The sequence below is a fragment of the Ornithinimicrobium sediminis genome (genome assembly GCF_021272345.1).
GTDB classification, from domain to species: domain Bacteria; phylum Actinomycetota; class Actinomycetes; order Actinomycetales; family Dermatophilaceae; genus Ornithinicoccus; species Ornithinicoccus sediminis_B.
In genome coordinates, this window is record NZ_JAJSDQ010000001.1 from 361,797 (window position 1) to 385,239 (window position 23,443).

The 23,443-nt window shown below is 71.3% G+C and carries 15 protein-coding genes; 5 read left to right on the plus strand and 10 right to left on the minus strand.

Annotated elements, in window-relative coordinates:
- Nucleotides 1-78: 78 nt before the first annotated feature.
- The 4 genes from LVO85_RS01615 to LVO85_RS01630 all read right to left on the minus strand — a co-directional run bounded on the left by LVO85_RS01615 (nucleotide 79) and on the right by LVO85_RS01630 (nucleotide 3,481).
- A complete protein-coding gene (locus tag LVO85_RS01615) occupies nucleotides 79-1,029 on the minus strand; it encodes an electron transfer flavoprotein subunit alpha/FixB family protein (RefSeq protein WP_232745655.1) in 951 nt (316 codons plus the stop codon).
- Nucleotides 1,030-1,057: 28 nt separating this feature from the next.
- Nucleotides 1,058-1,837 carry an electron transfer flavoprotein subunit beta/FixA family protein gene (locus LVO85_RS01620; RefSeq protein ID WP_232745656.1) on the minus strand — a complete coding sequence of 260 codons (780 nt, stop codon included), beginning with the start codon at nucleotides 1,835-1,837 and terminating at the stop codon, nucleotides 1,058-1,060.
- A 295-nt stretch (nucleotides 1,838-2,132) separates the two neighbouring features.
- Entirely contained in the window at nucleotides 2,133-2,915 is a 783-nt protein-coding gene (locus LVO85_RS01625; RefSeq protein ID WP_232745657.1) for an enoyl-CoA hydratase/isomerase family protein, read from the minus strand.
- On the minus strand, nucleotides 2,912-3,481 hold the full coding sequence (locus LVO85_RS01630) for a hypothetical protein (protein ID WP_232745658.1): 570 nt from the start codon (nucleotides 3,479-3,481) through the stop codon (nucleotides 2,912-2,914). Before LVO85_RS01630 ends, LVO85_RS01625 begins: the two co-directional genes overlap by 4 nt.
- A 47-nt stretch (nucleotides 3,482-3,528) precedes the next feature.
- Between LVO85_RS01630 and glgX the strand changes: the two genes are divergently transcribed.
- A complete protein-coding gene (glgX, locus tag LVO85_RS01635) occupies nucleotides 3,529-5,643 on the plus strand; it encodes a glycogen debranching protein GlgX (protein ID WP_232745659.1) in 2,115 nt (704 codons plus the stop codon).
- 109 nt (nucleotides 5,644-5,752) lie between these two features.
- Here the strand turns inward: glgX and LVO85_RS01640 are convergent, their stop codons facing one another.
- Nucleotides 5,753-6,706, minus strand: a complete 954-nt coding sequence (locus tag LVO85_RS01640; protein WP_232745660.1) for a hypothetical protein — start codon at nucleotides 6,704-6,706, stop codon at nucleotides 5,753-5,755.
- 160 nt (nucleotides 6,707-6,866) lie between these two features.
- Nucleotides 6,867-9,452 (minus strand): alpha-glucan family phosphorylase, encoded by a 2,586-nt coding sequence (gene glgP / locus LVO85_RS01645; RefSeq protein WP_232745661.1) that lies wholly within the window; start codon nucleotides 9,450-9,452, stop codon nucleotides 6,867-6,869.
- Nucleotides 9,453-9,531: 79 nt separating this feature from the next.
- Between glgP and LVO85_RS01650 the strand changes: the two genes are divergently transcribed.
- The 4 genes from LVO85_RS01650 to pgm are packed head-to-tail and all read left to right on the plus strand — an operon-like array spanning nucleotide 9,532 to nucleotide 18,646.
- Nucleotides 9,532-11,607 carry an alpha-1,4-glucan--maltose-1-phosphate maltosyltransferase gene (locus LVO85_RS01650; RefSeq protein ID WP_408637659.1) on the plus strand — a complete coding sequence of 692 codons (2,076 nt, stop codon included), beginning with the start codon at nucleotides 9,532-9,534 and terminating at the stop codon, nucleotides 11,605-11,607.
- A 1-nt stretch (nucleotide 11,608) separates the two neighbouring features.
- Nucleotides 11,609-13,333 (plus strand): maltose alpha-D-glucosyltransferase, encoded by a 1,725-nt coding sequence (gene treS / locus LVO85_RS01655; RefSeq protein ID WP_232745662.1) that lies wholly within the window; start codon nucleotides 11,609-11,611, stop codon nucleotides 13,331-13,333.
- Nucleotides 13,326-17,003 carry a 1,4-alpha-glucan branching protein GlgB gene (glgB, locus tag LVO85_RS01660; RefSeq protein WP_232745663.1) on the plus strand — a complete coding sequence of 1,226 codons (3,678 nt, stop codon included), beginning with the start codon at nucleotides 13,326-13,328 and terminating at the stop codon, nucleotides 17,001-17,003. The genes treS and glgB overlap by 8 nt, the downstream gene beginning before the upstream one ends.
- Nucleotides 17,003-18,646, plus strand: a complete 1,644-nt coding sequence (pgm, locus tag LVO85_RS01665; RefSeq protein WP_232745664.1) for a phosphoglucomutase (alpha-D-glucose-1,6-bisphosphate-dependent) — start codon at nucleotides 17,003-17,005, stop codon at nucleotides 18,644-18,646. The genes glgB and pgm overlap by 1 nt, the downstream gene beginning before the upstream one ends.
- Nucleotides 18,647-18,719: 73 nt before the next feature.
- Here the strand turns inward: pgm and LVO85_RS01670 are convergent, their stop codons facing one another.
- The 4 genes from LVO85_RS01670 to LVO85_RS01685 all read right to left on the minus strand — a co-directional run bounded on the left by LVO85_RS01670 (nucleotide 18,720) and on the right by LVO85_RS01685 (nucleotide 23,440).
- Entirely contained in the window at nucleotides 18,720-19,703 is a 984-nt protein-coding gene (locus LVO85_RS01670; protein ID WP_232745665.1) for a co-chaperone YbbN, read from the minus strand.
- A gap of 45 nt (nucleotides 19,704-19,748) precedes the next feature.
- Nucleotides 19,749-20,870, minus strand: coding sequence for a hypothetical protein (locus LVO85_RS01675; protein WP_232745666.1), 1,122 nt, complete (start codon nucleotides 20,868-20,870; stop codon nucleotides 19,749-19,751).
- 89 nt (nucleotides 20,871-20,959) lie between these two features.
- Nucleotides 20,960-21,670 (minus strand): class I SAM-dependent methyltransferase, encoded by a 711-nt coding sequence (locus tag LVO85_RS01680; RefSeq protein ID WP_232745667.1) that lies wholly within the window; start codon nucleotides 21,668-21,670, stop codon nucleotides 20,960-20,962.
- A 15-nt stretch (nucleotides 21,671-21,685) separates the two neighbouring features.
- On the minus strand, nucleotides 21,686-23,440 hold the full coding sequence (locus LVO85_RS01685) for an acyl-CoA mutase large subunit family protein (RefSeq protein WP_232745668.1): 1,755 nt from the start codon (nucleotides 23,438-23,440) through the stop codon (nucleotides 21,686-21,688).
- Nucleotides 23,441-23,443: the final 3 nt, after the last annotated feature.

Consider the following 23,443-nt stretch of genomic DNA (forward strand, 5'->3'; position numbering starts at 1 on the left):
CACAGGATTCTACGGCGCCCTGCGGGACCGGCGGTCCGCGGCCGCCCCGGGGGTGGCGGTCCACCCCCGGAGCAGGGCTCAGCTGCCGCTGATCGTGTCCGCGGCCTGGGACAGCACCTGGAAGAGGTCGCCGACGACGCCGAAGTCGACCATCTCGAAGATCGGCGCCTCGGGGTCCTTGTTCACCGCCACGATCGTCTTGCTCGTCTGCATGCCGGCACGGTGCTGGATCGCCCCGGAGATGCCGGCGGCCACGTAGAGCTGCGGGGACACCGAGACACCGGTCTGTCCGACCTGGCTGGAGTGCGGGTACCACCCGGCGTCCACCGCTGCGCGGGACGCGCCGACCGCCGCACCGAGGGTGTCGGCGAAGGTCTCCACGGGACCGAAGTCACCGCCGGTGCCGCGGCCACCGGAGACCACGATGGCCGCCTCGCTGAGGGCCGGGCGGCCGGTCTGCTGCTTCGCGGAGCGCTCGACGATGCGCGCGGTGCGGGCTGCGTCGGAGACGGTGACCTCGACGACCTCGTCGGCCAGCTCTGCCGGCGCCTCCTCGGCGGCGATCGAGTTGGGCTTGACCGTGACGACGGGCGAGCCGTGGGTGGAGGCACACACTGCCTCGAAGTCACCGGCGAACACCGACTTGGTCACCTGCACGCCACCGTCGGTGGGCTGCACGTCGACCGCGTCGGTGAGGACGCCGGAGCTGGTCTTGATGGCCAGGCGACCGGCGATCTCCTTGCCGTCGAGGCTGGAGGGCAGCAGCACGGCGACCGGAGAGGTCCGCTCGACGAGCTGGGCGAGCGCCTCGGCCGCCGGGGCGACGAGATGGTCGGTGACCTCCGCGGACTCGATGCGGTAGGCCTTGACCGCGCCGAAGCGGGCCAGGGTGTCGCGGGCGGCGTCGAAGCCGGTGCCGATGAAGACCGCGGAGGGCTCGCCGAGGCGGCGGGCCGCGGTGAGCATCTCGGTGGTGGTCTTGCGGACGGTGCCGTCGACGTGGTCGACCAGGACGAGCACTTCTGCCATGGGATCTACTCCTTGTCGGTCTGGTCGCTCAGGCGAACTTGCGGGAGGTCAGGAACTCGGCGAGCGCCGCCCCGCCCTGCCCCTCGTCGGTCACGATCTCACCCTGGCTGCGCGGCGGGCGCTGCTCGATGGAGACCACCGTCGTCCACGCGGCGCCGAGGCCGACCTCGCCGGCGTCGACGCCCAGGTCGGCCAGCGACCAGGTCTCGACCGGCTTCTTCTTCGCCGCCATGATCCCCTTGAACGAGGGGTAGCGCGGCTCGTTGATCTGGTCGGTGACGGACACCACGGCCGGCAGGGAGGCCTCGACCGTCTCGCTGGCGACGTCGCCGTCACGGCGGATGCGGACCGTGCCGCCGTCCACGCTGAGCTCGGAGGCGAAGGTCACCTGGGGCAGCCCGAGGCGCTCGGCGAGCATCGCAGGCACCACGCTCATCGTGCCGTCGGTCGAGCCGAGCCCGGTGAGCACGAGGTCGACGCCGCCGATCTTGTCGATGGCGGCGGCCAGCACCCGGGAGGTGGCGACCGCATCGGATCCGGCGATGGCCTCGTCGTTGATGTGGATCCCCTTGTGCGCGCCCATCTGCAGCGACTTCTTCACTGCGGCGGCAGCAGCCTCGGGACCCATGGTCAGCACGGTCACCTCGGCGTCACCCGCCTCGGCGATGGCGAGCGCCTCCTCGACGGCGTACTCGTCGAGCTCGGACAGCAGCCCGTCGACCGACTCACGCTCGGTGGTGTTGTCGGGCTCGAAGCTGCGCTCGGACTGCGCATCCGGGACGTACTTGACACAGACGACGATGTTCACGTGTCACGACCTCTCGTGGGCGGGGATCAGGGATCTGGCTCCATCTTGACACCTGCCGTCGCGGCAGGTGTCAACCGGTGGGCCCGCCGCGCGGGCCCGGACCGACGGACGGGACGAGGTCGCTCAGGCGAGCAGGTGCGTGAGGGACATCACGCCGGCCATCACGGCCGGGAGCTCGAGGAGAGTCTCGCGCCAGACCAGGAGGCCGAACCGTCGCACCACCCGGTAGGCAGAAGGCCGGGTCCACGCGGGACCCGGCCTTCTTCAGGACCACACCGACGCGGGTGCGGGCGGGTCAGCGCCCCTCGAAATCCGCCTTGCCGGGACCGTGCTCGACGAAGGAGGTCATCCCGATCTCACGGTCCTTGGTCGCGAAGACCCCGGCGAACTGCATCGCCTCGATGGCCAGGCCGGTCTCCAGGTCGGTCTCCATCCCCCGGTCGACGGCCTCCTTGGCCGCACGCAGGGCGTAGGCCGGGCCGAGGACGTAGCGCGACATCCGCGCCCGGGCCGCGGCGTAGACCTCCCCGGGCTCGACGACCTCGTCCACCAGACCGATCTGCAGCGCCTCGTGCGCGTCGACCATCCGGCCCGTGAAGATCAGGTCCTTGGCCTTCGAAGGGCCGATGAGGCGGGGCAGGCGCTGAGAGCCGCCCGCACCCGGGATGACACCGAGCAGGATCTCCGGCTGGCCCAGCTTGGCGTCGACCGCCGCGATGCGGAAGTCGCAGCACAGCGCGAGCTCGCACCCGGCGCCCAGGGCGTAGCCCGTGATCGCGGCCACGGTCGGCTTGGGGATCTGTGCGACGGCGCGGAAGCACTCCTGGATGACCGGGGCCCGGTCGACCATGTCCGTGTAGGTCATGGCCTGCATCTCCTTGATGTCCGCCCCCGCGGCGAAGACCTTCTCCCCGCCGTAGACGATCACGGCCGCGACGTCGTCGTCCGCAGACACCTGTCGCGCCGCAGCGCCGATCTGGTCCTGCACGGCGATGTCGAGCGGGTTCATCTTTCCCCGGTCGATGCGGAGGGTGGCGATGCCGCCCTCGACCTCGACCCGGACGAACTGCTCGCTCATGCCTGAGGCTCCGTGCCGTCGGAGCGGCCGTCAACGTCACCCTCGCGGCGCGGGCGCGGGGTGGCCACGGACAGCCACGGACCGGGCTCCTGCTGACCCTCGGGCGGCGCCACACCGGCGTCGCGCTGGGACTTGGCCAGGACGTTCTTGTGCCACAGCTGCACAGCCTGCAGCAGCAGGCCCACGCTGATCTGCACCTTCGCCTTGGGGTTCTCGCGCTTGGCGATGATCTGCTCCACGGTGAGCACCAGGGTGCCGCCTGCGATCCCGGCCTTGACGAGGTTCATCCCCAGGGAGATGTCGTTGCAGGCGTTGAGCCGGGTCGTCAGGTCGTCCGGGACGCTGTCGGAGATCTGCCACTGGCCGAAGGTGCGCATGATGTCGACCTGGCCCCCCTCCAGCGAGCGCACGAAGAGCTTCTGCCCCTGGGCGGTGAAGGCCACGTCCCCCTGGCCGTCGAGGTCCGGGGCGAACTCCAGGTCCTGGAGCGCGTCGAGCACGCGGCCCCGCAGAGGGTGCTCCTCCGGAGGCGGTGGGAAGTTGGGCAGGGAGGTGGGATCACTCATGTGCCCAACGTACCGAGTCCACGGCCACCCCACATAAGGTGCGCACCATGAGTGTGGATCCCTCTGCCCGTCGACGTGCCCGCGACACCCCACCCGCGATGGGGGTCTCCCTGACTCCGGACGGCGCCGAGTTCGCCGTCCTCGCCCGGCACGCCGAGTCCGTGGACCTGTGCCTCTTCGACGACGACGGGGCCGAGCGTCGGGTGCCTCTGCGCCGCCGTGCCTACGGCATCTGGTGGGACCATGTGCCTGGCGTCGGGCCTGGTCAACGCTACGGCTACCGCGTGCACGGGCCGTGGGCACCGCACGAGGGACATCGGCACAACCCCGCCAAGCTGCTGGTCGACCCCTACGCCCGCGCGGTCGACGGCGAGGTCGGCTGGGGTCCGGAGGTCCACGGCCACCAGGTCGACGACCGGTGGAGCGGCGACGGCACCTCGCGTGACGACCGGGACAGCGCGGCATACGTGCCCCGTTCCGTGGTGCTCGACGACGGCTTCGACTGGTCCGGGGACGAGCGCCCGTGCGTGCCGCTCAGTGAGACCGTGGTCTACGAGGCGCACGTGCGGGGCCTCACGATGCTGCACCCTGACGTGCCGCCGGAGATCCGCGGCACCTACGCCGCACTGGGCCATCCGGCGGTGGTCGAGCACCTCCGGTCGCTCGGGGTCACCACCCTGGAGCTGCTGCCGATCCACGCCTTCACCCATGAGCCGCACCTGGTGCAGCTGGGGCTGACCAACTACTGGGGCTACAACACCCTCAACTTCTTCGCCCCGCATCCCGCGTATGCCGCCGCGAGCGACCCCGCGGAGGTCGTCACCGAGGTCAAGAGCGCCATCAAGGCGCTGCACGCCGCCGGCATCGAGGTCGTCCTCGACGTCGTCTACAACCACACCTGCGAGCAGGCCGGTGACCAGGGTGCGACCCTGTCGTGGCGCGGCCTGGACAACCTGACCTACTACCGCCTCGACGAGCGCGGCTACGACATCGACGTCACCGGCTGCGGCAACACCCTCGACCTGCGCGAGCCGCTCGTCACCCGCATGGTCCTGGACTCGCTGCGCCACTGGGTCAACGAGTTCCGCGTCGACGGCTTCCGCTTCGACCTGGCGCCGGCCCTGGCACGCGGCAAGGACGACGCCTACGACCCCGACCACTCCTTCCACGTCGCCCTGCGCACCGACCCCGTGCTCTCGAGCGTCAAGCTCATCGCGGAGCCCTGGGACGTCGGGGTGCACGGGTGGCGCACCGGGCAGTTCCCTCCGCCCTTCGCCGAGTGGAACGACTGGTTCCGCGACCCGGTCCGCACGTTCTGGCTGACCGACGTCGGGCGCGACCTGGACGGCCACCCCGGCCACGGGGTGCGCGAGCTGGCCACCCGCGTGGCCGGGTCGAAGGACCTCTTCGGTCACGAGGACCGCGGCCCCATCGCGTCGGTCAACTACGTCACCGCGCACGACGGCTTCACGCTGCACGACCTCACGGCATACCTGCACAAGCACAACGAGGCCAACGGCGAGGCGAACGGCGACGGCCACGGCGACAACCGCTCGTGGAACCACGGGGTCGAGGGCCTCACCCACGACGAGTCCGTGCTGGCGGGTCGACGGCGCTCCGTGCGCAACCTGCTCGCGACCCTGCTGCTCTCCCCCGGCGTGCCGATGATCACCGCCGGCGACGAGATCGGACGCACCCAGCGCGGCAACAACAACGCGTACTGCCAGGACAACGAGATCAGCTGGGTCGACTGGGGGCTCGCGCCCTGGCAGGAGAAGCTGCTCGCCGACGCCCGTGCCCTGACCGCCCTGCGCAGGGAGCACCCGGTGCTGCGTCCCCGGGACTTCCCGGCCTACCGCCCCGTGCCGGGGCGGGTGCGCCTGCGGTGGTTCGACGAGAGCGGCGAGGTCATGGTCGAGCAGCAGTGGGTGGACCCGACGCGCCGGCTGGTGCAGGCGCTCTTCGACAGCCGGCACGACGGCGACGAGGCAGGGCAGCCGGTGCTGCTGGTGGTCAACGGCGGCGTGGACCACGAGGACGTGACGCTGCCGCAGGTGGACGGCATGAGCGACTGGCAGCTGCGCTGGTCCAGCCACCCGGACGACGTCGTGGGCGGCGCCACGAGTATCACTTTGCTCACCCTCCCCCACCCGCCCGGCTAGGGAGATCCCGGCCACCCACCCGCGTTGCCAGGGAGATCCCGCGCAACCCACCCACGTTGCCAGGGAGATCCCGGGCCTCACGCCCGCGTTGCCAGGGAGATCCCGGGCCTCACGCCCGCGTTGCCAGGGAGACCCCGGGGCACCGCCAGGCGTCCAGGCGGTGGTCGCGCGCCTGCGCTGCGTGCCAGGCGTCACGCAGCTTGCCGGTGGCACGTCCCGCGCTGACGTCCTCCTTCCAGATCTCGGCGATGTGCAGGTTCATCGCTGCGAACCGTTGGAAGCGATGGGCGTCGGCCTCCCTGGCGCCGTCGATGCCGTGCCAGAAGCCCTGGTACTCCGCGCCGAACCCGGTGAACGGGTCGAGCAGGTCGATCCGGCCCACGAAGACGCCGAAGCGGTCGTGGACCTCCACGTTGGCCAGCGGGCGCGGCAGGCCGATCGACAGCCAGTGCCAGCGCAGCTCGCTCTCGGGCACCGACTCCGCGCGGTCGCACATCTCGGGCAGTGCCGCCCGGACACGTCTGAGGCCGTGCAGCCGTCTCAGGGGTCGCACGTAGGCCGCGAGCTCCCCGGGTGTGACCAGTCCGTGCCGCATCGACAGGTCCAGCATCGCCAGGGCCCGGGCGTCCGTGCGGGCCCACCGTGCCAGGTCGAACGCCGTCCGTCGCGGGCTCGTGAGCCGGAGCCCGTCGACCTCCGCGACGTCCCCGGACGGCACCGGTGAGTAGCGCACCTTGAGGCCGGCACGTCGGTAGGTCCCCTCGTCGCGAGGCACGGAGAAGTCGACGGGCACCAACGAGTCGCCGTCGCGCGTCCCGTCCAGGAAGGAGGCGGGCACGCCCCATACGGCAGCCGCGGCCCACCCGCTGAGCACACCGCCGGTCGGTGCGACGGCAAGGGCCTGCGCGATCCGCGCCTCCCGCTCGGGCACCTGCGCCTCGCTGACGACCCGGACCCCGTTCAGGTCTGTCGGGGACTCACAGCGCTCGATCTCGGCCCGACCCCACCCCGCGCGGCGGAGGTCGGCGACCCTTCGTGCCTCATACCCTTCCCATGGCCACATGGCCCGATCTTGGCGACAACAGCACCGACCCCGCCGAGGCCCTGTGGACAACCACGGGGTCCGGCGGGACCGCCGAGCAGAATCCCTGGCAACGCGCCGCTACCGTGCGCACACTCCCTCGCAACGCGCCGCGGTGGGGCGGAAACTCCCTTGCAACGGGTCAGGGGGCGGTGACCAGGCCGAGCTCGGCCACCCCCGTGAGCCGCTCGTGCTTCGGCAGCACCCGCACGGTCCAGCCCAAGGAGCCGGTGCGCGAGAGCACCACCTCCCCGGTGAACCGGTGCCGCCCGCCCTCGTAGGTCTCGGCGTGCGCCAGCTCGACGGTCTCCACGTCGGAGAGCTCGTCGTTGTCGCGGGCCCGACCGAAGAGCAGCTGCACCCGCACCTCGTGCGGAGCCAGCCCGTCCAGCGCGACATAGGCGTGCATCCGCACCCGGTCACCGACCTGCGGGGTGTCGCCGACGCCCTCGGCCTCGACATGGTCGACCCGCAGGTGGGGCCAGGCCGCGTGGGCCCGAGCCGCGTATGCCGCAAGGTCCCGGGCGCCGGCGAAGCCGCCCTCGCTGACGGCCCAGCCGGCCCGGGCGGCCGGAAGGTAGAGCTTCTGCGTGTAGTCCTGCACCATCCGGTCGGCCAGGACCTTCGGTCCGAGCGTGCCCAGCGTGTGCTGGATCATGCCCAGCCAGCGCATCGGCAGACCCCGCTCGTCACGGTCGTAGAAGGTCGGGACCACCGAGCTCTCGAGCAGGTCGTAGAGGGCGGAGGCCTCGAGGTCGTCGCGGCGCTCGGCGTCCTCCACGCCGTCGGCGGTCGGGATGGCCCAGCCGTTCTGGCCGTCGTACCACTCGTCCCACCACCCGTCGAGGATCGACAGGTTCAGCGCACCGTTGAGCGCGGCCTTCATCCCGGAGGTGCCACACGCCTCGAACGGACGCAACGGGTTGTTGAGCCACACGTCGCACCCCGGGTACAGGCGCTGGGCCATCGCGATGTCGTAGTTGGGCAGGAACACGATGCGGTCGCGCACCTCGGGGTCGTCGGTGAAGCGCACCATCTCCTGGATCAGTGCCTTGCCCGTGTCGTCGGCGGGGTGGCTCTTGCCGGCGATGAGCAGCTGCACCGGACGCTGCGGGTCCAGCAGGATCTTCTTCAGCCGCTCGGGGTCGCGGAGCATCAGGGTGAGCCGCTTGTAGGTCGCACCTCGACGGGCGAAGCCGATGGTCAGGGCATCCGGGTCGAGCACGTCGTCGACCCAGCCGAGCTCGGCGGAGGTGGACCCGCGGCGCCGCATCGACTTGCGCAGCCGGGTGCGGGCGTCGGCGACGAGCTGCTCGCGCATCTGGCGCTTGGTCGCCCAGAGCGCCTCGGCGGGCACCTCCTCGACCCGGGACCAGACCTCGCCGCTGCGGATGGCGTCGGCCCCGAGGTGCTCGACGGCCAGGTCGTAGACCTTGCGGTCCACCCAGGTGCCGGCGTGCACGCCGTTGGTGATCGAGCCGATCGGCACCTCGGAGGTGTCGAAGCCCGGCCACAGGCCGGCGAACATGCCCCGGCTGACCGCCCCGTGCAGCACGGAGACACCGTTGGCGCGCTGCGCCAGGCGCATCCCCATCACCGCCATGTTGAAGATGCCCTCGGACCCGCCCTCGTAGGTCTCGGCCCCCAGGGCCAGCAGGTCGTCCACCGGCACACCGGGCAGCTCGGCGGTCCCGCCGAAGTGCGACCGGATGGCTTCCACGCCGAACCGGTCGATGCCGGCCGGGACGGGGGTGTGCGTGGTGAAGACGGTGCCCGCCCTTACCGTGCGCAGCGCCTCGTCGACGGACAGCCCGTGCTGCGTGGTGAGCTCGCTGATGCGCTCGATCCCCAGGAAGCCCGCGTGGCCCTCGTTGGTGTGGTAGACGTCCGGCACGGGGGCTCCGGTGAGCCGCGACCATGCGCGCAGGGCGCGGACCCCACCGATGCCGAGCAGCATCTCCTGCTCCAGCCGCTGGTCCCCGCCCCCGCCGTAGAGGCGGTTGGTCAGCTCGCGGCGGGAGGCGTCGTTGGTCTCGACGTCCGAGTCGAGCAGCAGCAGCGGGACGCGCCCGACCTGGGCCCGCCAGACATGGGCCTGCAGACGCCCGCCGGCGGGCATGGCGAGCTCGATGACCACCGGGCTGCCGTCCGCCTCACGCAGCATCGACATGGGCAGGTCGTCCGGGTCGAGCACGGGGTAGGACTCCTGCTGCCACCCCTCGGCGTTGAGCCGCTGACGGAAGTACCCGCTCTTGTAGAACAACCCGACGCCGACGATCGGCACACCGAGGTCGGAGGCGCTCTTGAGGTGGTCACCGGCCAGGATGCCCAGGCCGCCGGAGTACTGCGGGAGCACAGCGGTGATGCCGAACTCCGGGGAGAAGTAGGCGATCGAGGCGGGGACGGCGCCCTCGTCGGCATGGGTCTGCGCCTGCTTCTGGTACCACCGGGGCTCGGTCAGGTAGGCGCGCAGCCCGTCACCCGCGGCGTCGACCCGCGCGAGGAAGTCGCTGTCGGCCGCCAGACGCTCCATGTCCGCCGGGGTCAGCCGGCTGAGCATCGTGACCGGGTCGTGGTCGACCTCCTCCCACCTCTGCGGGTCGATGCTGCGGAACAGGTCGAGCGTCGGAGGATGCCACGACCAGCGCAGGTTCAGCGCCAGGTCGGACAGAGGGGCCAGGGTGGGAGGGAGCACGGTGCGGACGTGCAGCCTGCGGATCGCCTTCACGGTGGGAAGGATAGGGGACACGGCTGCAAGACCTTGCACTCCTCGCACACCCCAGCGCCAAACCGGTAGCGTCTGGGGCGTGACCGAGCAACGACGCAGCCCTTCCGACCCGATCGACCGCAGTGTGCTCGAGCTCGTGGGTCAGCAACCCATCGGGCGTATCCCCGTGCAGGACGTACGGCCTGCCGTGGACGGTGGCGCACGACCGACGAAGTCCGTGGTGGCCGAGGTGTTCACCGTGTCCGCCACCGTGTTTCGCGAGGGCCACGACGCCGTCAACGCGACCTGTGTGCTGACCGACCCCGACGGGGTGGAGCAGCACCTGCCGATGCGCCTGATGAACCCCGGCCTGGACCTCTGGGAGACCGAGGTCCACGCGGACCGCCAGGGCATCTGGCACTACCGGGTCGAGGGATGGTCCGACCCCTACGGCACCTGGTTCCACGACGCCGTCATCAAGGTGGAAGCCGGCGTCGACGTCGAGCTGATGCTCGAGGAGGGCGCGCGCATGCTGGAGCGGGCCCGCGACGAGGTCGACCGCTCCCCCGCCCAGGCCGAGCTGCTGACCGACGCCGCGACCGCGCTGCGCGACACCGACCGACCGGTGCCGGCCCGCCTCGCCGCCGGCACCGACCCCGACATCCGCGACGTGCTCAGCGCGCACCCGCTGCGTGACATGGTCAGCCCCAGCGCCGACCTCACCTGGTGGGTCGAGCGGCCGCTGGCGCTCTACGGTGCGTGGTACGAGATCTTCCCTCGCTCCGAGGGCGCCACCCAGGACCCGGACACCGGGCTGTGGACCAGTGGCACCTTCGCGACGGCGGCCGAGCGGCTGCCCGCCGTCGCGGCCATGGGCTTCGACGTCGTCTACCTGACGCCCGTCCACCCCATCGGCCGGGTCAACCGCAAGGGGCGCAACAACACCCTCGGAGCCGGCGAGCACGACCCCGGCTCCCCCTACGCCATCGGCGCCGCCGAGGGCGGCCACGACGCCCTGCACCCCGACCTCGGTGACTTCGACGACTTCGACGCCTTCGTCGCCCGGGCCGAGCAGGAGGGACTGGCGGTGGCCATGGACCTGGCACTGCAGGCGGCACCGGACCATCCGTGGGCGACGGAGCGCCCGGAGCTCTTCACCACCCGCGCGGACGGCACGATCGCCTACGCCGAGAACCCGCCGAAGAAGTACCAGGACATCTACCCGCTCAACTTCGACAACGACCCCGCCGGCTCCTATGCCGAGATGCGCCGGGTCATCCAGGTGTGGATCGACCACGGGGTGACGATCTTCCGGGTGGACAACCCGCACACCAAGCCGGTGGAGTTCTGGCAGTGGCTCATCGCCGACGTCGCGGTCGACCATCCCGAGGTCATCTGGCTCGCCGAGGCCTTCACCAAGCCGGCGATGATGCACACCCTGGCCAAGGCCGGCTTCCAGCAGTCCTACACCTACTACGCCTGGCGCAACGAGGCCTGGGAGCTGCGGGAGTACGTCGCGGAGCTCGCCGGCGACGCCGCCACCTACATGCGCCCGTCGTTCTGGCCCACCACGCACGACATCCTCACGCCCTACATGCAGTTCGGCGGGCCGACGGCGTTCACGCTGCGTGCTGCCCTCGCCGCGACCCTGGTGCCGACCTACGGGATCTACTCCGGCTACGAGCACTGCGAGCACGTCGCCCGGCCCGGCGCCGAGGAGCAGATCGACAACGAGAAGTACGAGTTCAAGAACCGTCGCTGGGACCTCGACAGCCCCGACGGCGGCACGGGCCTGGCCCACGGCCGCCCGAACCTCGCGCCGTACCTGACCAAGCTCAACCGCATCCGGCGTGAGCACCCCAGCCTGCACTGGCTGCGCAACATCACCTTCCACGCCGCGGACGACGAGAACTTCCTGGTGTTCTCCAAGCGAGGCGGCGGGGCCGGTGACGACTCCGAGCACGACACGGTGCTGGTGATCGCCAACCTCGACCCGCATGCGGTGCGCGAGACGACCATCCACCTGGACATGCCCGCCCTGGGGCTGGACTGGCAGGACGGCTTCGTCGCCCAGGAGCTCGTCACCGGGCAGCAGTGGCACTGGGGGGAGCACAACTACGTGCGGCTCGGGGTCGGTGTCGAACCGGTCCACATCGTCTCGGTGAGGAGGGTCTGACGTGGTCCGGGGTCTCAACCTGCACCAGCCCGGCCTCAAGCACGACCCCGACTGGTACCGCAAGGCGGTCTTCTACGAGGTCGTCGTGCGGGCCTTCGACGACTCCACCGGCACCGGCTCGGGCGACTTCACGGGCCTCATCGGCAAGCTCGACTACCTCCAGTGGCTCGGCGTCGACTGCCTCTGGCTCCCCCCGTTCTACGCCTCCCCGCTGCGCGACGGCGGCTACGACGTGGCCGACTACACCGCCGTGCTCGCCGAGTTCGGCACCCTGCCGGACTTCCAGGAGCTCATCTCGCAGGCGCACGCCCGCGGCATCCGGCTCATCACCGACCTGGTGATGAACCACACCTCGGACCAGCACCCCTGGTTCCAGGCCTCGCGCAGCGAGCCGGACGGGCCCTACGGCGACTTCTACGTGTGGTCCGACACCGACGACCGGTATGCCGACGCGCGCATCATCTTCGTCGACACCGAGGTCTCCAACTGGACCTTCGACGCCGTGCGCCGGCAGTTCTTCTGGCACCGCTTCTTCTCCCACCAGCCCGACCTCAACTTCGAGAACCCTGCGGTGCAGGAGGCGATGTTCGACGTCGTCCGGTTCTGGATGGACATGGGCATCGACGGCTTCCGGCTCGACGCCGTGCCCTACCTCTTCGAGGAGGAGGGGACCAACTGCGAGAACCTGCCGCCGACGCACGAGTTCCTGGCCCGGCTGCGCGCCATGGTCGACAAGGAGTACCCGGGCCGGGTGCTCCTGGCGGAGGCCAACCAGATGCCGGCGGAGGTGGTGGACTACTTCGGCACCGAGGAGGAGCCCGAGTGCCACATGTGCTTCCACTTCCCGGTCATGCCGCGTCTCTACTACGCCCTGCGGGAGGAGAAGGCCGAGCCCATCATCACGGTGATGAACGAGACCCCGGAGATCCCGCGCGGCATGCAGTGGGGCACGTTCCTGCGCAACCACGACGAGCTCACGCTGGAGATGGTCTCCACCGAGGAGCGCTCGGCGATGTACGGCTGGTACGCCCCGGACCCTCGCATGCGGGCCAACATCGGCATCCGGCGGCGGCTGGCACCGCTGCTGGACAACTCCCGCAGCGAGCTGGAGCTCATCAACGCGCTGCTGCTGTCACTGCCGGGCTCCCCGTGCCTGTACTACGGCGACGAGATCGGGATGGGTGACAACATCTGGCTCGACGACCGCGACGCGGTGCGCACCCCGATGCAGTGGACGCCCGACCGCAACGCGGGCTTCTCCACGGCCGACCCCGGCAAGCTCTACCTGCCGGTGGTCTCCTCGCTGGTCTACCACTACAACAACGTCAACGTGGAGGCGCAGATGGCCTCCAGCTCCTCGCTGCTGCACTGGACCCGAGGGATGCTGCAGGTCCGGGCGGCGCACGAGGTGTTCGGCGTCGGGGAGTTCCACCTGTGCGAGGCCGACAACGACGCCGTGCTCGCCTTCGTGCGCATCCTGCCGGTGGACGACAACCAGCAGCGCCACGGCTTCCCCGCGGTGCTGTGCGTCAACAACCTGTCCTCCCGGCCGCAGGCCGCCCGCATCTCCCTGCCCCCGCGCCTGCACGGCGCCCTGGCCAACGACCTGTTCGGCGGAGTCGGCTTCCCCGACGTCGAGGAGCACGGCACGATCCTGCTCACGATGGGGTCGCGCGACTTCTACTGGCTGGGACTGACCCCCGACGAGGAGGCTGCCGGTGAGTGACCACCTGCAGGACCTGATCCCCCACCTGACCACGTGGATGGCCAGCCGGCGCTGGTATGCCGGCAAGGGGCGGACCCCGCGCCTGCGCCACCTGGGCGCCGTGTCCTGGCCGGCGCCCGGCGGGGCGGGTGAGCACGTGCTGGTGCGCACCCATCTGGTGTGCGACGACTCCGGCTCGGCGCCGGTGGTCTACCAGGTGCCGCTGACCTACCGCCGTGACCCGGAGCCGGCGCTGCATGCCGCGCTCGTCACCACGGTCGGTGAGCACCACGTCTACGACGCCTGCCACGACCGCGCCTACGTGCAGGCCCTGCTGGACCTCGTCCAGTCCGGCAGCACGGTCGGGTCGGGCAGCGACGCGTCGGCGATGGGCCACCCGGTGGACCCCACGGCGCCGCGGCCGGTGGTCGCGCGCTCCGCGGTGCTGACCGGTGAGCAGTCGAACACCTCGGTCATCGTGGACCTCGTCAGACCGGCCGACCGGGAGGTGCCCGGCCAGGTCACCAGCGCCCCGCTCATCGTGAAGGTCTTCCGCGTGCTGCAGGAGGGCGACAACCCCGACGTCGCAGTGCAGAGCGCACTCGCGGAGGCCGGCTCCACCCTCGTGCCGCGACCGACCGGGTATGTCGCGGGCACCTGGACCTCCCCCGGCGGCGGTCAGGCGCACGGGCACCTGGCCTTCGCCCAGGAGTTCCTGCCCGGAGTGCAGGACGCCTGGCGCACTGCGCTGGTGGCTGCCCAGGCCGACGAGGACTTCACCGAGCGCGCGCACGCTCTCGGGCTCGCGACCGCGCAGGTCCACGGCACCCTGCGAGAGGCCCTCGGCACGGAGCCGGTCACCGACGCCCACCGCGACTCCCTCGTCGGCCAGTGGCACACCCGCTGCGACACCGCCCTCGAGGAGGTCCCCGAGCTGGTCGGCCACCGTGCCGCCGTCGACCAGGTCTACCGGGCTGCGGCGAGCGGGCCCTGGCCCGACCTGCAGCGCATCCACGGCGACTACCACCTCGGCCAGGTGCTGGACGTGCCCGGTCGCGGCTGGGTCCTGGTCGACTTCGAGGGCGAGCCGCTGCGCTCCCTCGCCGAGCGCTCCGCTCCCGACCTGGCGCTGCGCGACGTGGCCGGGATGCTGCGCTCCTTCGACTACGCAGCCGGCTCGGTGGACCAGGAGCACGACCTGGACCGCCTCGACTGGGCCAACGCCGCCCGGGCCGCCTTCCTCGCCGGCTACGCACAGGGCGACGGCAGGGACCCGCGCGAGCTCGGGGCCCTGCTCGACGCCCTGGAGCTCGACAAGGCGCTCTACGAGGTCGTCTACGAGTCCCGCAACCGCCCCTCCTGGGTCGGCATCCCGGTCTCGGCCATTACCCGGCTGCTCCAGCGCCGTGACCACAGCACCTCCGACCCTGCCCCATCGACGGAAGAGACCACGGTGAGCGACCCGAAGACCCCCCAGGCCAAGCCCTTGCACGGCCACGAGGTGGAGCTCCTGCTCCGCGGCCAGCACAGCAACCCGCACGGGCTGCTCGGCGCCCATCCCCATGACGGCGGGCTCACGGTGCGCGTGCTGCGCCCGCTGGCATCCAAGGTCGACCTCGTGCTTCCCGGCGAGCGACGCGTGCAGACGGAGCACGAGACGCACGGTGTCTGGACCGCGGTGCTGCCCACCGACCAGGTCAGCGACTACCGGGTGGAGACCACCTGGGGTGACGGTGTCGCCCACCTGCAGGACGACCCCTACCGTTTCCTGCCCACCCTGGGCGAGATCGACCAGCACCTCATCAACGAGGGCCGCCACGAGCAGCTCTGGACCGTGCTCGGGGCCCACGTGCGGAGCTACGACGGCCCCCTGGGCCACGTCGTGGGCACCTCGTTCGCGGTATGGGCCCCGAACGCCCAGGGGGTCAACCTCGTCGGTGACTTCAACCACTGGGACAACGCGTCCCACCCCATGCGCATGCTGGGCTCCTCGGGCATCTGGGAGCTCTTCGTCCCGGACACCGGCGCCGGCACCCGCTACAAGTACGACATCACCGGCCCGGACGGGCACCGGCGGATGAAGGCCGACCCGATGGCCCGGGCCACCGAGGTGCCGCCGTCCTCCGCCTCCATCGTGACCGAGGCCACCCACGTCTGGGGTGACGACGCCTGGGTGGAGCAGCGCGACGCGACCTCTGCGATCTCCGCCCCGATGAGCGTCTACGAGGTGCACCTCGCCTCCTGGCGTCAGGGCCTGTCCTACCGTGAGCTGGCCGACCAGCTCGTCGACTACGTGACCGAGCTGGGCTTCACGCACGTCGAGCTCATGCCGGTCATGCAGCATCCCTACGGCCCGAGCTGGGGCTACCACGTCACCGGCTACTACGCGGCAGACGCCCGGTTCGGCAGCCCCGAGGACCTCAAGTTCCTCATCGACCGGCTCCACCAGGCCGGGGTCGGCGTCATCCTCGACTGGGTCCCCGGTCACTTCGCCACCGACCCCTGGGCGCTGGGCCGGTTCGACGGCACCCCGATCTACGAGCACCCGGACCCGCGCAAGGGCTGGCACACCGAGTGGGGCTCCTACGTCTTCGACTTCGGGCGGCCGCAGGTGCGCAACTTCCTGGTCGCCAACGCGCTGTTCTGGCTGGAGGAGTTCCACGCCGACGGGCTGCGGGTCGACGGCGTGGCCTCGATGCTGTACCTCGACTACTCGCGCGAGGAGGGGCAGTGGATCCCCAACCGGTACGGCGGGCGGGAGAACCTCGAGGCGGTGGAGGTGCTCCAGGAGACCAACGCGACGGCATACCGTCGCCACCCCGGGGCGGTCATCATCGCCGAGGAGTCGACCTCCTGGCCCGGCGTCACCAAGCCCACCGACCAGAACGGCCTGGGGTTCGGCTTCAAGTGGAACATGGGCTGGATGAACGACTCGCTCGACTACATCGCACGCGAGCCGATCCACCGGCAGTACCACCACCACCAGATGACGTTCGCGATGATGTACGCGTTCTCCGAGAACTACGTGCTGCCGATCAGTCACGACGAGGTCGTGCACGGCAAGGGCTCGCTGCTGCGCAAGATGCCCGGTGACCGGTGGCAGCAGCTGGCCAACCTGCGGGCCTACCTGGCCTTCATGTGGGCCCACCCCGGCAAGCAGCTGCTGTTCATGGGCTCGGAGTTCGGGCAGGAGACGGAGTGGGCCGACGGGCGCAGCCTGGACTGGTGGCTGCTCAACCAGCCGGCCCACCTGGGGATCGCGCACATGGTCCGCGACCTCAACGCGGCCTACCGTGCCCACCCCGCCCTCTGGCAGCTCGACAGCGACGCCTCCGGGTTCCAGTGGCTCGACGCCGACGACGCCCAGGGCAACACCTACTCGTTCGTGCGCTACGGCTCTCCCGACGACGACGGCGAGCGCCCGATGCTCGTCGCGCTGACCAACTTCGGTGGCGCTCCCCGCGACGTGCGGGTCGGGCTGCCCCGCGGGGGCCGCTGGCGCGAGGTGCTCAACACCGACGCCCACTCGTACGGCGGCTCCGGCGTCGGCAACCTGGGTGTGGTGACGGCGAGCGACGAGCCGCACCAGGGCCAGCCGCACTCGGCCACGCTGGTGGTCCCCCCGCTGGGTGCCGTCTGGCTCGCGCCCGAGAACGGCGACGCCGCCCGTGTGGGCGACAAGGAGGCGTGATGGCACTGCACGAGCGGGCCGGGCAGCCCGCCCGCACCGAGGACCTGGTCGACGTCGCCCACCTGGTGACGGCCTACTACACGACCTCCCCGGACCCGGACGACGTCGACCAGCAGGTCGCCTTCGGCACCTCCGGGCACCGGGGCAGCGCCTTGGACGGGGCCTTCAACGAGGCCCACATCCTGGCGACGACGCAGGCGATCTGTGACTACCGCGCCGGGCAGGGCATCGCCGGGCCGCTGTTCATCGGTCGTGACACCCATGCGCTGTCCGAGCCCGCGTGGGCCACCGCGCTCGAGGTGCTCGCCGCCAACGACGTCACGGTCCTGGTCGACGCGGGCGACGGCTACACGCCCACCCCGTCGGTCTCGCGCGCCATCCTGGCGGCCAACGAGACCCGCTCGGGGTCGTCCGTGGCCGACGGCATCGTCGTGACCCCGTCGCACAACCCGCCCCGGGACGGAGGGTTCAAGTACAACCCGCCCAACGGCGGTCCCGCCGACACGGACGCGACCGGCTGGGTCGCCGACCGCGCCAACGCGCTGCTGCGCGCAGGCCTCGACGGTGTCCGCCGCGTTCCCTTCGCCCGTGCCCGCGCGGCCGCGCAGTCCTACGACTTCATGGGTGACTACGTGGCGGCGCTGCCCCGGGTGCTCGACCTCGACGTGGTCCGGGAGGCGGGTGTGCGCATCGGCGCCGACCCGCTCGGCGGTGCCGTCGTCGACTACTGGCAGGCCATCGCGGACACCCACCGGCTGGACCTCACCGTCGTCAACCCCGTCGTGGACCCCACCTGGCGGTTCATGACGCTGGACGGCGACGGCAAGATCCGGATGGACTGCTCGTCGGCCCACGCGATGGCCTCCCTGATCGGGGCGAAGGACGACTACCAGATCAGCACCGGCAACGACCCGGACGGTGACCGGCACGGGATCGTCACGCCCGACGGGGGCCTGATGAACCCCAACCACTACCTCGCGGTGGCGATCGAGTACCTCTACGGCGGCGGGCGCCCGGACTGGTCGTCGGAGATGGCGGTCGGCAAGACGCTGGTCTCCTCGGCCATGATCGACCGGGTCGCGGAGGGCCTGGGACGTCGGCTGCTCGAGGTGCCCGTGGGCTTCAAGTACTTCGTGCCCGGCCTGCTCGAGGGCAGCATCGGGTTCGGCGGCGAGGAGTCCGCCGGGGCCTCGTTCCTGTGCCGCGACGGGGCCGTGTGGACCACGGACAAGGACGGCATCATCCTCGCCCTGCTGGCCTCGGAGATCCTGGCTGCGACCGGTGACAGCCCGTCGCAGCGGTACGCCACCCTCACCGAGCGCTACGGCACTCCCGCCTACGCGCGGATCGACGCCCCGGCCGACCGCGCGGCCAAGGCGCGTCTCAAGGCGCTCTCCCCCGAGTCGGTCACGGCGACCGAGGTGGCCGGCGAGACCATCACCGCCATCCTCACGGAGGCACCCGGCAACGGTGCCGCCATCGGTGGCCTCAAGGTGCAGACGGAGAACGCGTGGTTCGCCGCCCGTCCCTCCGGCACGGAGGACGTGTACAAGATCTACGCCGAGTCCTTCCGTGGGCCGGAGCACCTGGCCCAGGTGCAGCAGGACGCACAGCAGGTCGTCGACGCCGCACTGGCGGGCTGACCCCGGGTGAGCAGCGCAGAGCCCGGCCGGTCGACCCGGCCGGGCTCTGCGCTGCGGTCTGCGGCGGTGCGGCTCAGAAGAGGGCGGCCGTGAGCGAGCGCCGTGCTGCGGCCACCCGCGGGTCCTGGGCGCCGATGACCTCGAACAGCTCGAGGAGGTGCTCGCGGGCCTGGTTGCGCTCGTCCCCGGAGGTGACCCGGACGGTGTCGACGAGGCGCAGGAAGGCGTCCTCCACGTGCCCTCCGACCAGCTCCAGGTCGGCGGCCGCGACCTGCGCCGCCACGTCGGAGGGACGCTCGGCGGCAGCCTGACGGGTGGCGTCGACGTCCAGGTCCTGGGTGCGCCGCAGCAGCCGGACCTGGCCGAGACCCAGACGTGCCTCGTCGTCCCCGGGGTCGGCCTGCAGCGCCTGCTCGTATGCCGTCGCAGCCCCGTCGAGGTCACCCGCCTCGATGGCGTCGTAGGCCTGCTGGTGCAGCGGTGACAGTGGGGCGTCCTCCTCGTCCTGGGCGGGCTCCTGCGAGGGCACCTCGCCGACGTCGGCCCGCCCGGTGACCCCGTTGGCCACGGCCGCCTCGAGGAACTTGTCGAAGAGGGGCCGCAGCTGGGAGGTGTCCTGGACACCCAGGTAGAACGGCATCGGCTGGCCCTGCAGCAGGCCCAGCACGATGGGCAGGGCGTCGACCTGGCCGAAGGTCTGCTGCAGCACCGGGGTCAGCGCCTGCACGATCCCCGGGTTGGCGCTGAGCTCCACGCCGACCACGACGAACCGTCCCTCGTACTCGCGCGACAGCTGCGCGAGCGCCTGGGCGTGCTGCACCGACTCGGGCACCTGCGGTGTCCACAGCACCAGCACGGTCGGCACGGTCATGCTGCCGTTGACCACGGACTCGAAGGTCGCGTCGTCCGCCTGCCGCAGAGCGGGGTCCCCGGAGGCGGAGGAGGCCTCGCCGGGGGTGCTCCCCGGTGCGGCCGGAGCCTGACCGGGTCTCTTGCCGAGGCCTGAGAGGTCGACGGCGCCCCGGAGGGCAGCGGCACTGAAGGGTTGCTGAGTCATGGGGACCATTGTCCTCGATCCCGCGCGGAGCGGGGACCAGGGGGCTCAGCTGCCGGAGGCTCCGACGATCTGCTCGCGCGCCGCGATCATCTCCGGCGAGCCGTCCTCGGCCGGCAGGTGCATCGCGACGAACACGAGGGTGTCCAGCGTGGCGCTGTCGGTGATCGATGAGTCGTCGGCGAAGGCGGTGAAGGTGTCCGGCGGGATGAGCCGGCTGCCGCTGCGGACGTTGAAGACGCTCTCGCGCTCGAGCACGCCGAACGTGATGCCGGAGCCGTCCTCCTGGTAGATCGTGTAGGTGTTGCCGCCGCTCACCCGGTTGCGCTCGAGGAAGGACGCCTGCGCGGAGACCGCTCCGGCCTGCTCGCTGGCGTTCTGCCGCACCTGGGGCGCGTAGCCGTTGGTGCGCACGTCAGGAGCACCGCTCGGCGGGTAGTCGATGTAGTCCGCCAGGTCGTTGAGCGCGGTGCCGGGCGTGGTGACGAAGTCGCCCCCGCCCTCGCGCACGACCGGCGATCCGATGCTGCGCCGGTCGAAGGTGCCCACCTCGGTGCCGGGGAGCATGGGCGCCGACCAGATGATGCGGTAGTTGTCGATGTCGGCCGGCTTGGCGATGAGGTGCAGCTCGGGCAGACCGTCCTCGGGCACGGTCTGCACCACGATGAGCGTCGGCGCCTCGTCGTCGGACCGGCTGACGGCCAGCACGTTCGGCTCGGGCAGGTCGTCCGGGTCGACCTCCTCGGGCTCCCCGGTCACGCCCTCGAGCCGGTCGGCCGCGACGGCGGCCTGACGAGCAGGGCCGCGGTAGGCGGAGTTGATCGCCGTCGTGAGCTCGTCACCGTCGGCCTGGGTGGCCTCGGCGGCGCGCGTGAGCAGCTCTGCTGCCAGCCGCTCGGCCGACTCGATGCTCACCGCACCCTCACCGGCGGGCTCGGCGGTGATGGTGGCGTCAGCGGCGGGGGCGCTCGTCTCGGAGGTGTCGTCGGCCGTGCTGCCGGCAGCGTCCGACGTGCTCTCGGCGGCGTCGGACGTGCCGGCCGCGACGTCGCTGGTGGAGGTGGCGCCGTCCGCGGAGGTGGTGTCGGCGGAGTCGTCGGCGTCGCTGCAGGCAGCGAGGATCAGCACGGAGGAGAGGGTCGCTGCCGCGACCAGGCGGGGGGACTTCATAACGAAATGGTAACTTTCGTGGTCGCACGTTGGGAAATTCGGCGGACGAGACGCTCGTCACCCCCCGCAGCCGAGGACAGCGCACCTGGTCAGCCGGGCGGTGCCCCCGGAAGCCGTCGGGCTCGCACCAGCAGGGACACCCCGGGAAGGTGACCCACGGGCAGGTGCCGCTCCATGCGCACCACCGCGCCCAGGACGGCGTTGGCCCAGGCCGGCGGCCGGGACAGGTCGCTGCCCGTGCTCCGCCGCCGCCGCAGCGCGACGGCGGGGCGCAGCAGCACCATCCACGAGCGGACGGACTCCACCTCGAGGCCGGCAGCGGTGAGCAGGTGGAGGATCTCGGGTCGGGTGTAGCGACGCACGTGACCGACCGCCTCGTCGTGGGCGGACCACAGCCGCGGGTCGACCGGCACCGTCACCACCAGGCGCCCCCCCGGCCGCAGCACGCGATGCAGCTCGCGGGCCGCGGCGTGGTCGTCCTGCAGATGCTCCAGGACGTCGAGCGCCGTCACCAGGTCGAGGCTCCGGTCGGCGAAGGGCAGCCGGTGGGCGTCACCTCGCACCACGGGCAGTCCACGAGAGGAGGCGACGACTGCCCCCGGCCCGGAGTGCTCCAGGGCGAGCGCCGACCAGCCGAGCCCGCTGAGCACCAGGGTGTTCCCCCCGCCGGCCGCCCCGATGTCCAGGGAGGTGCCCACCTCGAGGTCGGCGACCGCCCGGGCCAGCAGTGCCCGCCGCTCGCGGTACCACCAGTGCCGTCCCTCCAGGGCGACGAGCCTGCCGATCTCGGCGTCGTGCACAGGGGCTCGTCGCCTCTAGAAGCGGGCCGGCTCGCGGTAGACGCCCCACTCCTCGCGCAGCACGTTGCAGATCTCCCCCAGGGACGCCTCGGCCCGCACGGCGTCGAGCATGGCGGGGATCATGTTGGCGTCCGTACGGGAGACCTCGACGAGCGACCGGAGCGCCTGCTCGACAGCGGCGGTGTCGCGCGCCTGGCGACGTCGGCCGAGCAGGCTCACCTGGTCACGCTCGACCTCGTGGCTGACCCGCAGGATCTCCAGCTCGTGGCTGACCGACTCCGTGTGGCAGTTGACGCCGACGATCTTCTTGGCCCCCTTCTCCAGGCCCAGCTGGTACTGGAAGGCGGCGTCGGCGATCTCCGACTGGAACCACCCGTCCTCGATGCCCCGCAGGATGCCGGAGGTCATCGGGCCGATGGGGTGCTCGATCTCGCCGTCCGCGCCCGCCTCCCTGCCACGCTCCCCCATCCGGCGGACGGTGGCGAAGATGGCCTCGGCCTCGGCCTCGACCTTGTCGGTGAGCGCCTCGACGAACCAGGATCCGCCCAGCGGGTCGGCGACGTTGACGACGCCGGTCTCCTCCATGAGCACCTGCTGGGTGCGCAGGGCGACCTCGGCCGACTGCTCCGTGGGCAGCGCGAGGGTCTCGTCGAGGGCGTTGGTGTGCAGCGAGTTGGTGCCACCGAGCACCGCGGCCAGGGCCTCCACCGCCGTGCGGACGACGTTGTTGAGAGGTTGCTGGGCCGTGAGCGAGACCCCGGCGGTCTGGGTGTGGAAGCGCAGCCACATCGCCTTCTCGTCGGTGGCGCCGTAGACGTCCCGCATCCACCGTGCCCAGATGCGCCGGGCGGCCCGGAACTTGGCGATCTCCTCGAAGAAGTCGAGGTGGGAGTCGAAGAAGAAGGACAGCCCGGGTGCGAAGGTGTTCACGTCGAGACCGCGCGACAGGCCCAGCTCGACGTAGCCGAACCCGTCCGCCAGGGTGAACGCGAGCTCCTGCGCCGCCGTGGAGCCGGCCTCCCGGATGTGGTAGCCGGAGACGGACAGCGGCTTGTAGTCGGGGATGTCGGAGGTGGTGTACTCCATCAGGTCGCCGATCAGGCGCAGGTGCGGCTCGGGCGGGAACAGCCACTCCTTCTGGGCGATGTACTCCTTGAAGATGTCGGTCTGCAGCGTGCCGTTGAGCGCGCTGACGTCCACGCCCTGACGCTCGGCCGCCACGAGGTACATGCAGAAGACGGGCACCGCCGGGCCGCTGATGGTCATCGACGTGGTCACCTCGGACAGCCTGATGTCGGAGAAGAGGGTGTCCATGTCGCTGACGGTGTCGATCGCGACCCCGCAGTGGCCGACCTCACCCAGGGCCTGCGGGTCGTCGGAGTCGCGACCCATCAGGGTCGGCATGTCGAAGGCCACCGAGAGTCCCCCGCCCCCGCGAGCCAGGATCATCTTGTAGCGCTCGTTGGTCTGCTGGGCGTTGCCGAAGCCGGCGAACTGCCGGATCGTCCAGGTGCGCCCGCGGTAGCCGGTGGGGTACAGGCCCCGCGTGTAGGGGAAGGTGCCCGGCCAGCCGATGCGCTCCATGCGCTCGTCGACGGCCTCGACCTCGGGGCTGGGCCCGTACACCGGGTCGACCTCCATGCCCGACAGCGTGGTGAAGTCCGCGTCCCGGACCCTGCCGGCGGCGACGGCCTGGTCGTAGCGGGCCTGCCACGCCTGGCGGCCGGAGGAGACACTCTGGGTGGTGCGATCAACAACGCTGTCGGTCATGCC

Bases quoted from the DNA above. Each gene is read 5' to 3' on its own strand.
- LVO85_RS01675 (WP_232745666.1), bottom strand. From the start codon at position 20,870: ATGAAGTCCCCCCGCCTGGTCGCGGCAGCGACCCTCTCCTCCGTGCTG.
- LVO85_RS01670 (WP_232745665.1), bottom strand. From the start codon at position 19,703: ATGACTCAGCAACCCTTCAGTGCCGCTGCCCTCCGGGGCGCCGTCGAC.
- pgm (WP_232745664.1), top strand. From the start codon at position 17,003: ATGGCACTGCACGAGCGGGCCGGGCAGCCCGCCCGCACCGAGGACCTG.
- LVO85_RS01685 (WP_232745668.1), bottom strand. From the start codon at position 23,440: ATGACCGACAGCGTTGTTGATCGCACCACCCAGAGTGTCTCCTCCGGC.
- LVO85_RS01615 (WP_232745655.1), bottom strand. From the start codon at position 1,029: ATGGCAGAAGTGCTCGTCCTGGTCGACCACGTCGACGGCACCGTCCGC.
- LVO85_RS01625 (WP_232745657.1), bottom strand. From the start codon at position 2,915: ATGAGCGAGCAGTTCGTCCGGGTCGAGGTCGAGGGCGGCATCGCCACC.
- glgX (WP_232745659.1), top strand. From the start codon at position 3,529: ATGAGTGTGGATCCCTCTGCCCGTCGACGTGCCCGCGACACCCCACCC.
- LVO85_RS01640 (WP_232745660.1), bottom strand. From the start codon at position 6,706: ATGTGGCCATGGGAAGGGTATGAGGCACGAAGGGTCGCCGACCTCCGC.
- LVO85_RS01630 (WP_232745658.1), bottom strand. From the start codon at position 3,481: ATGAGTGATCCCACCTCCCTGCCCAACTTCCCACCGCCTCCGGAGGAG.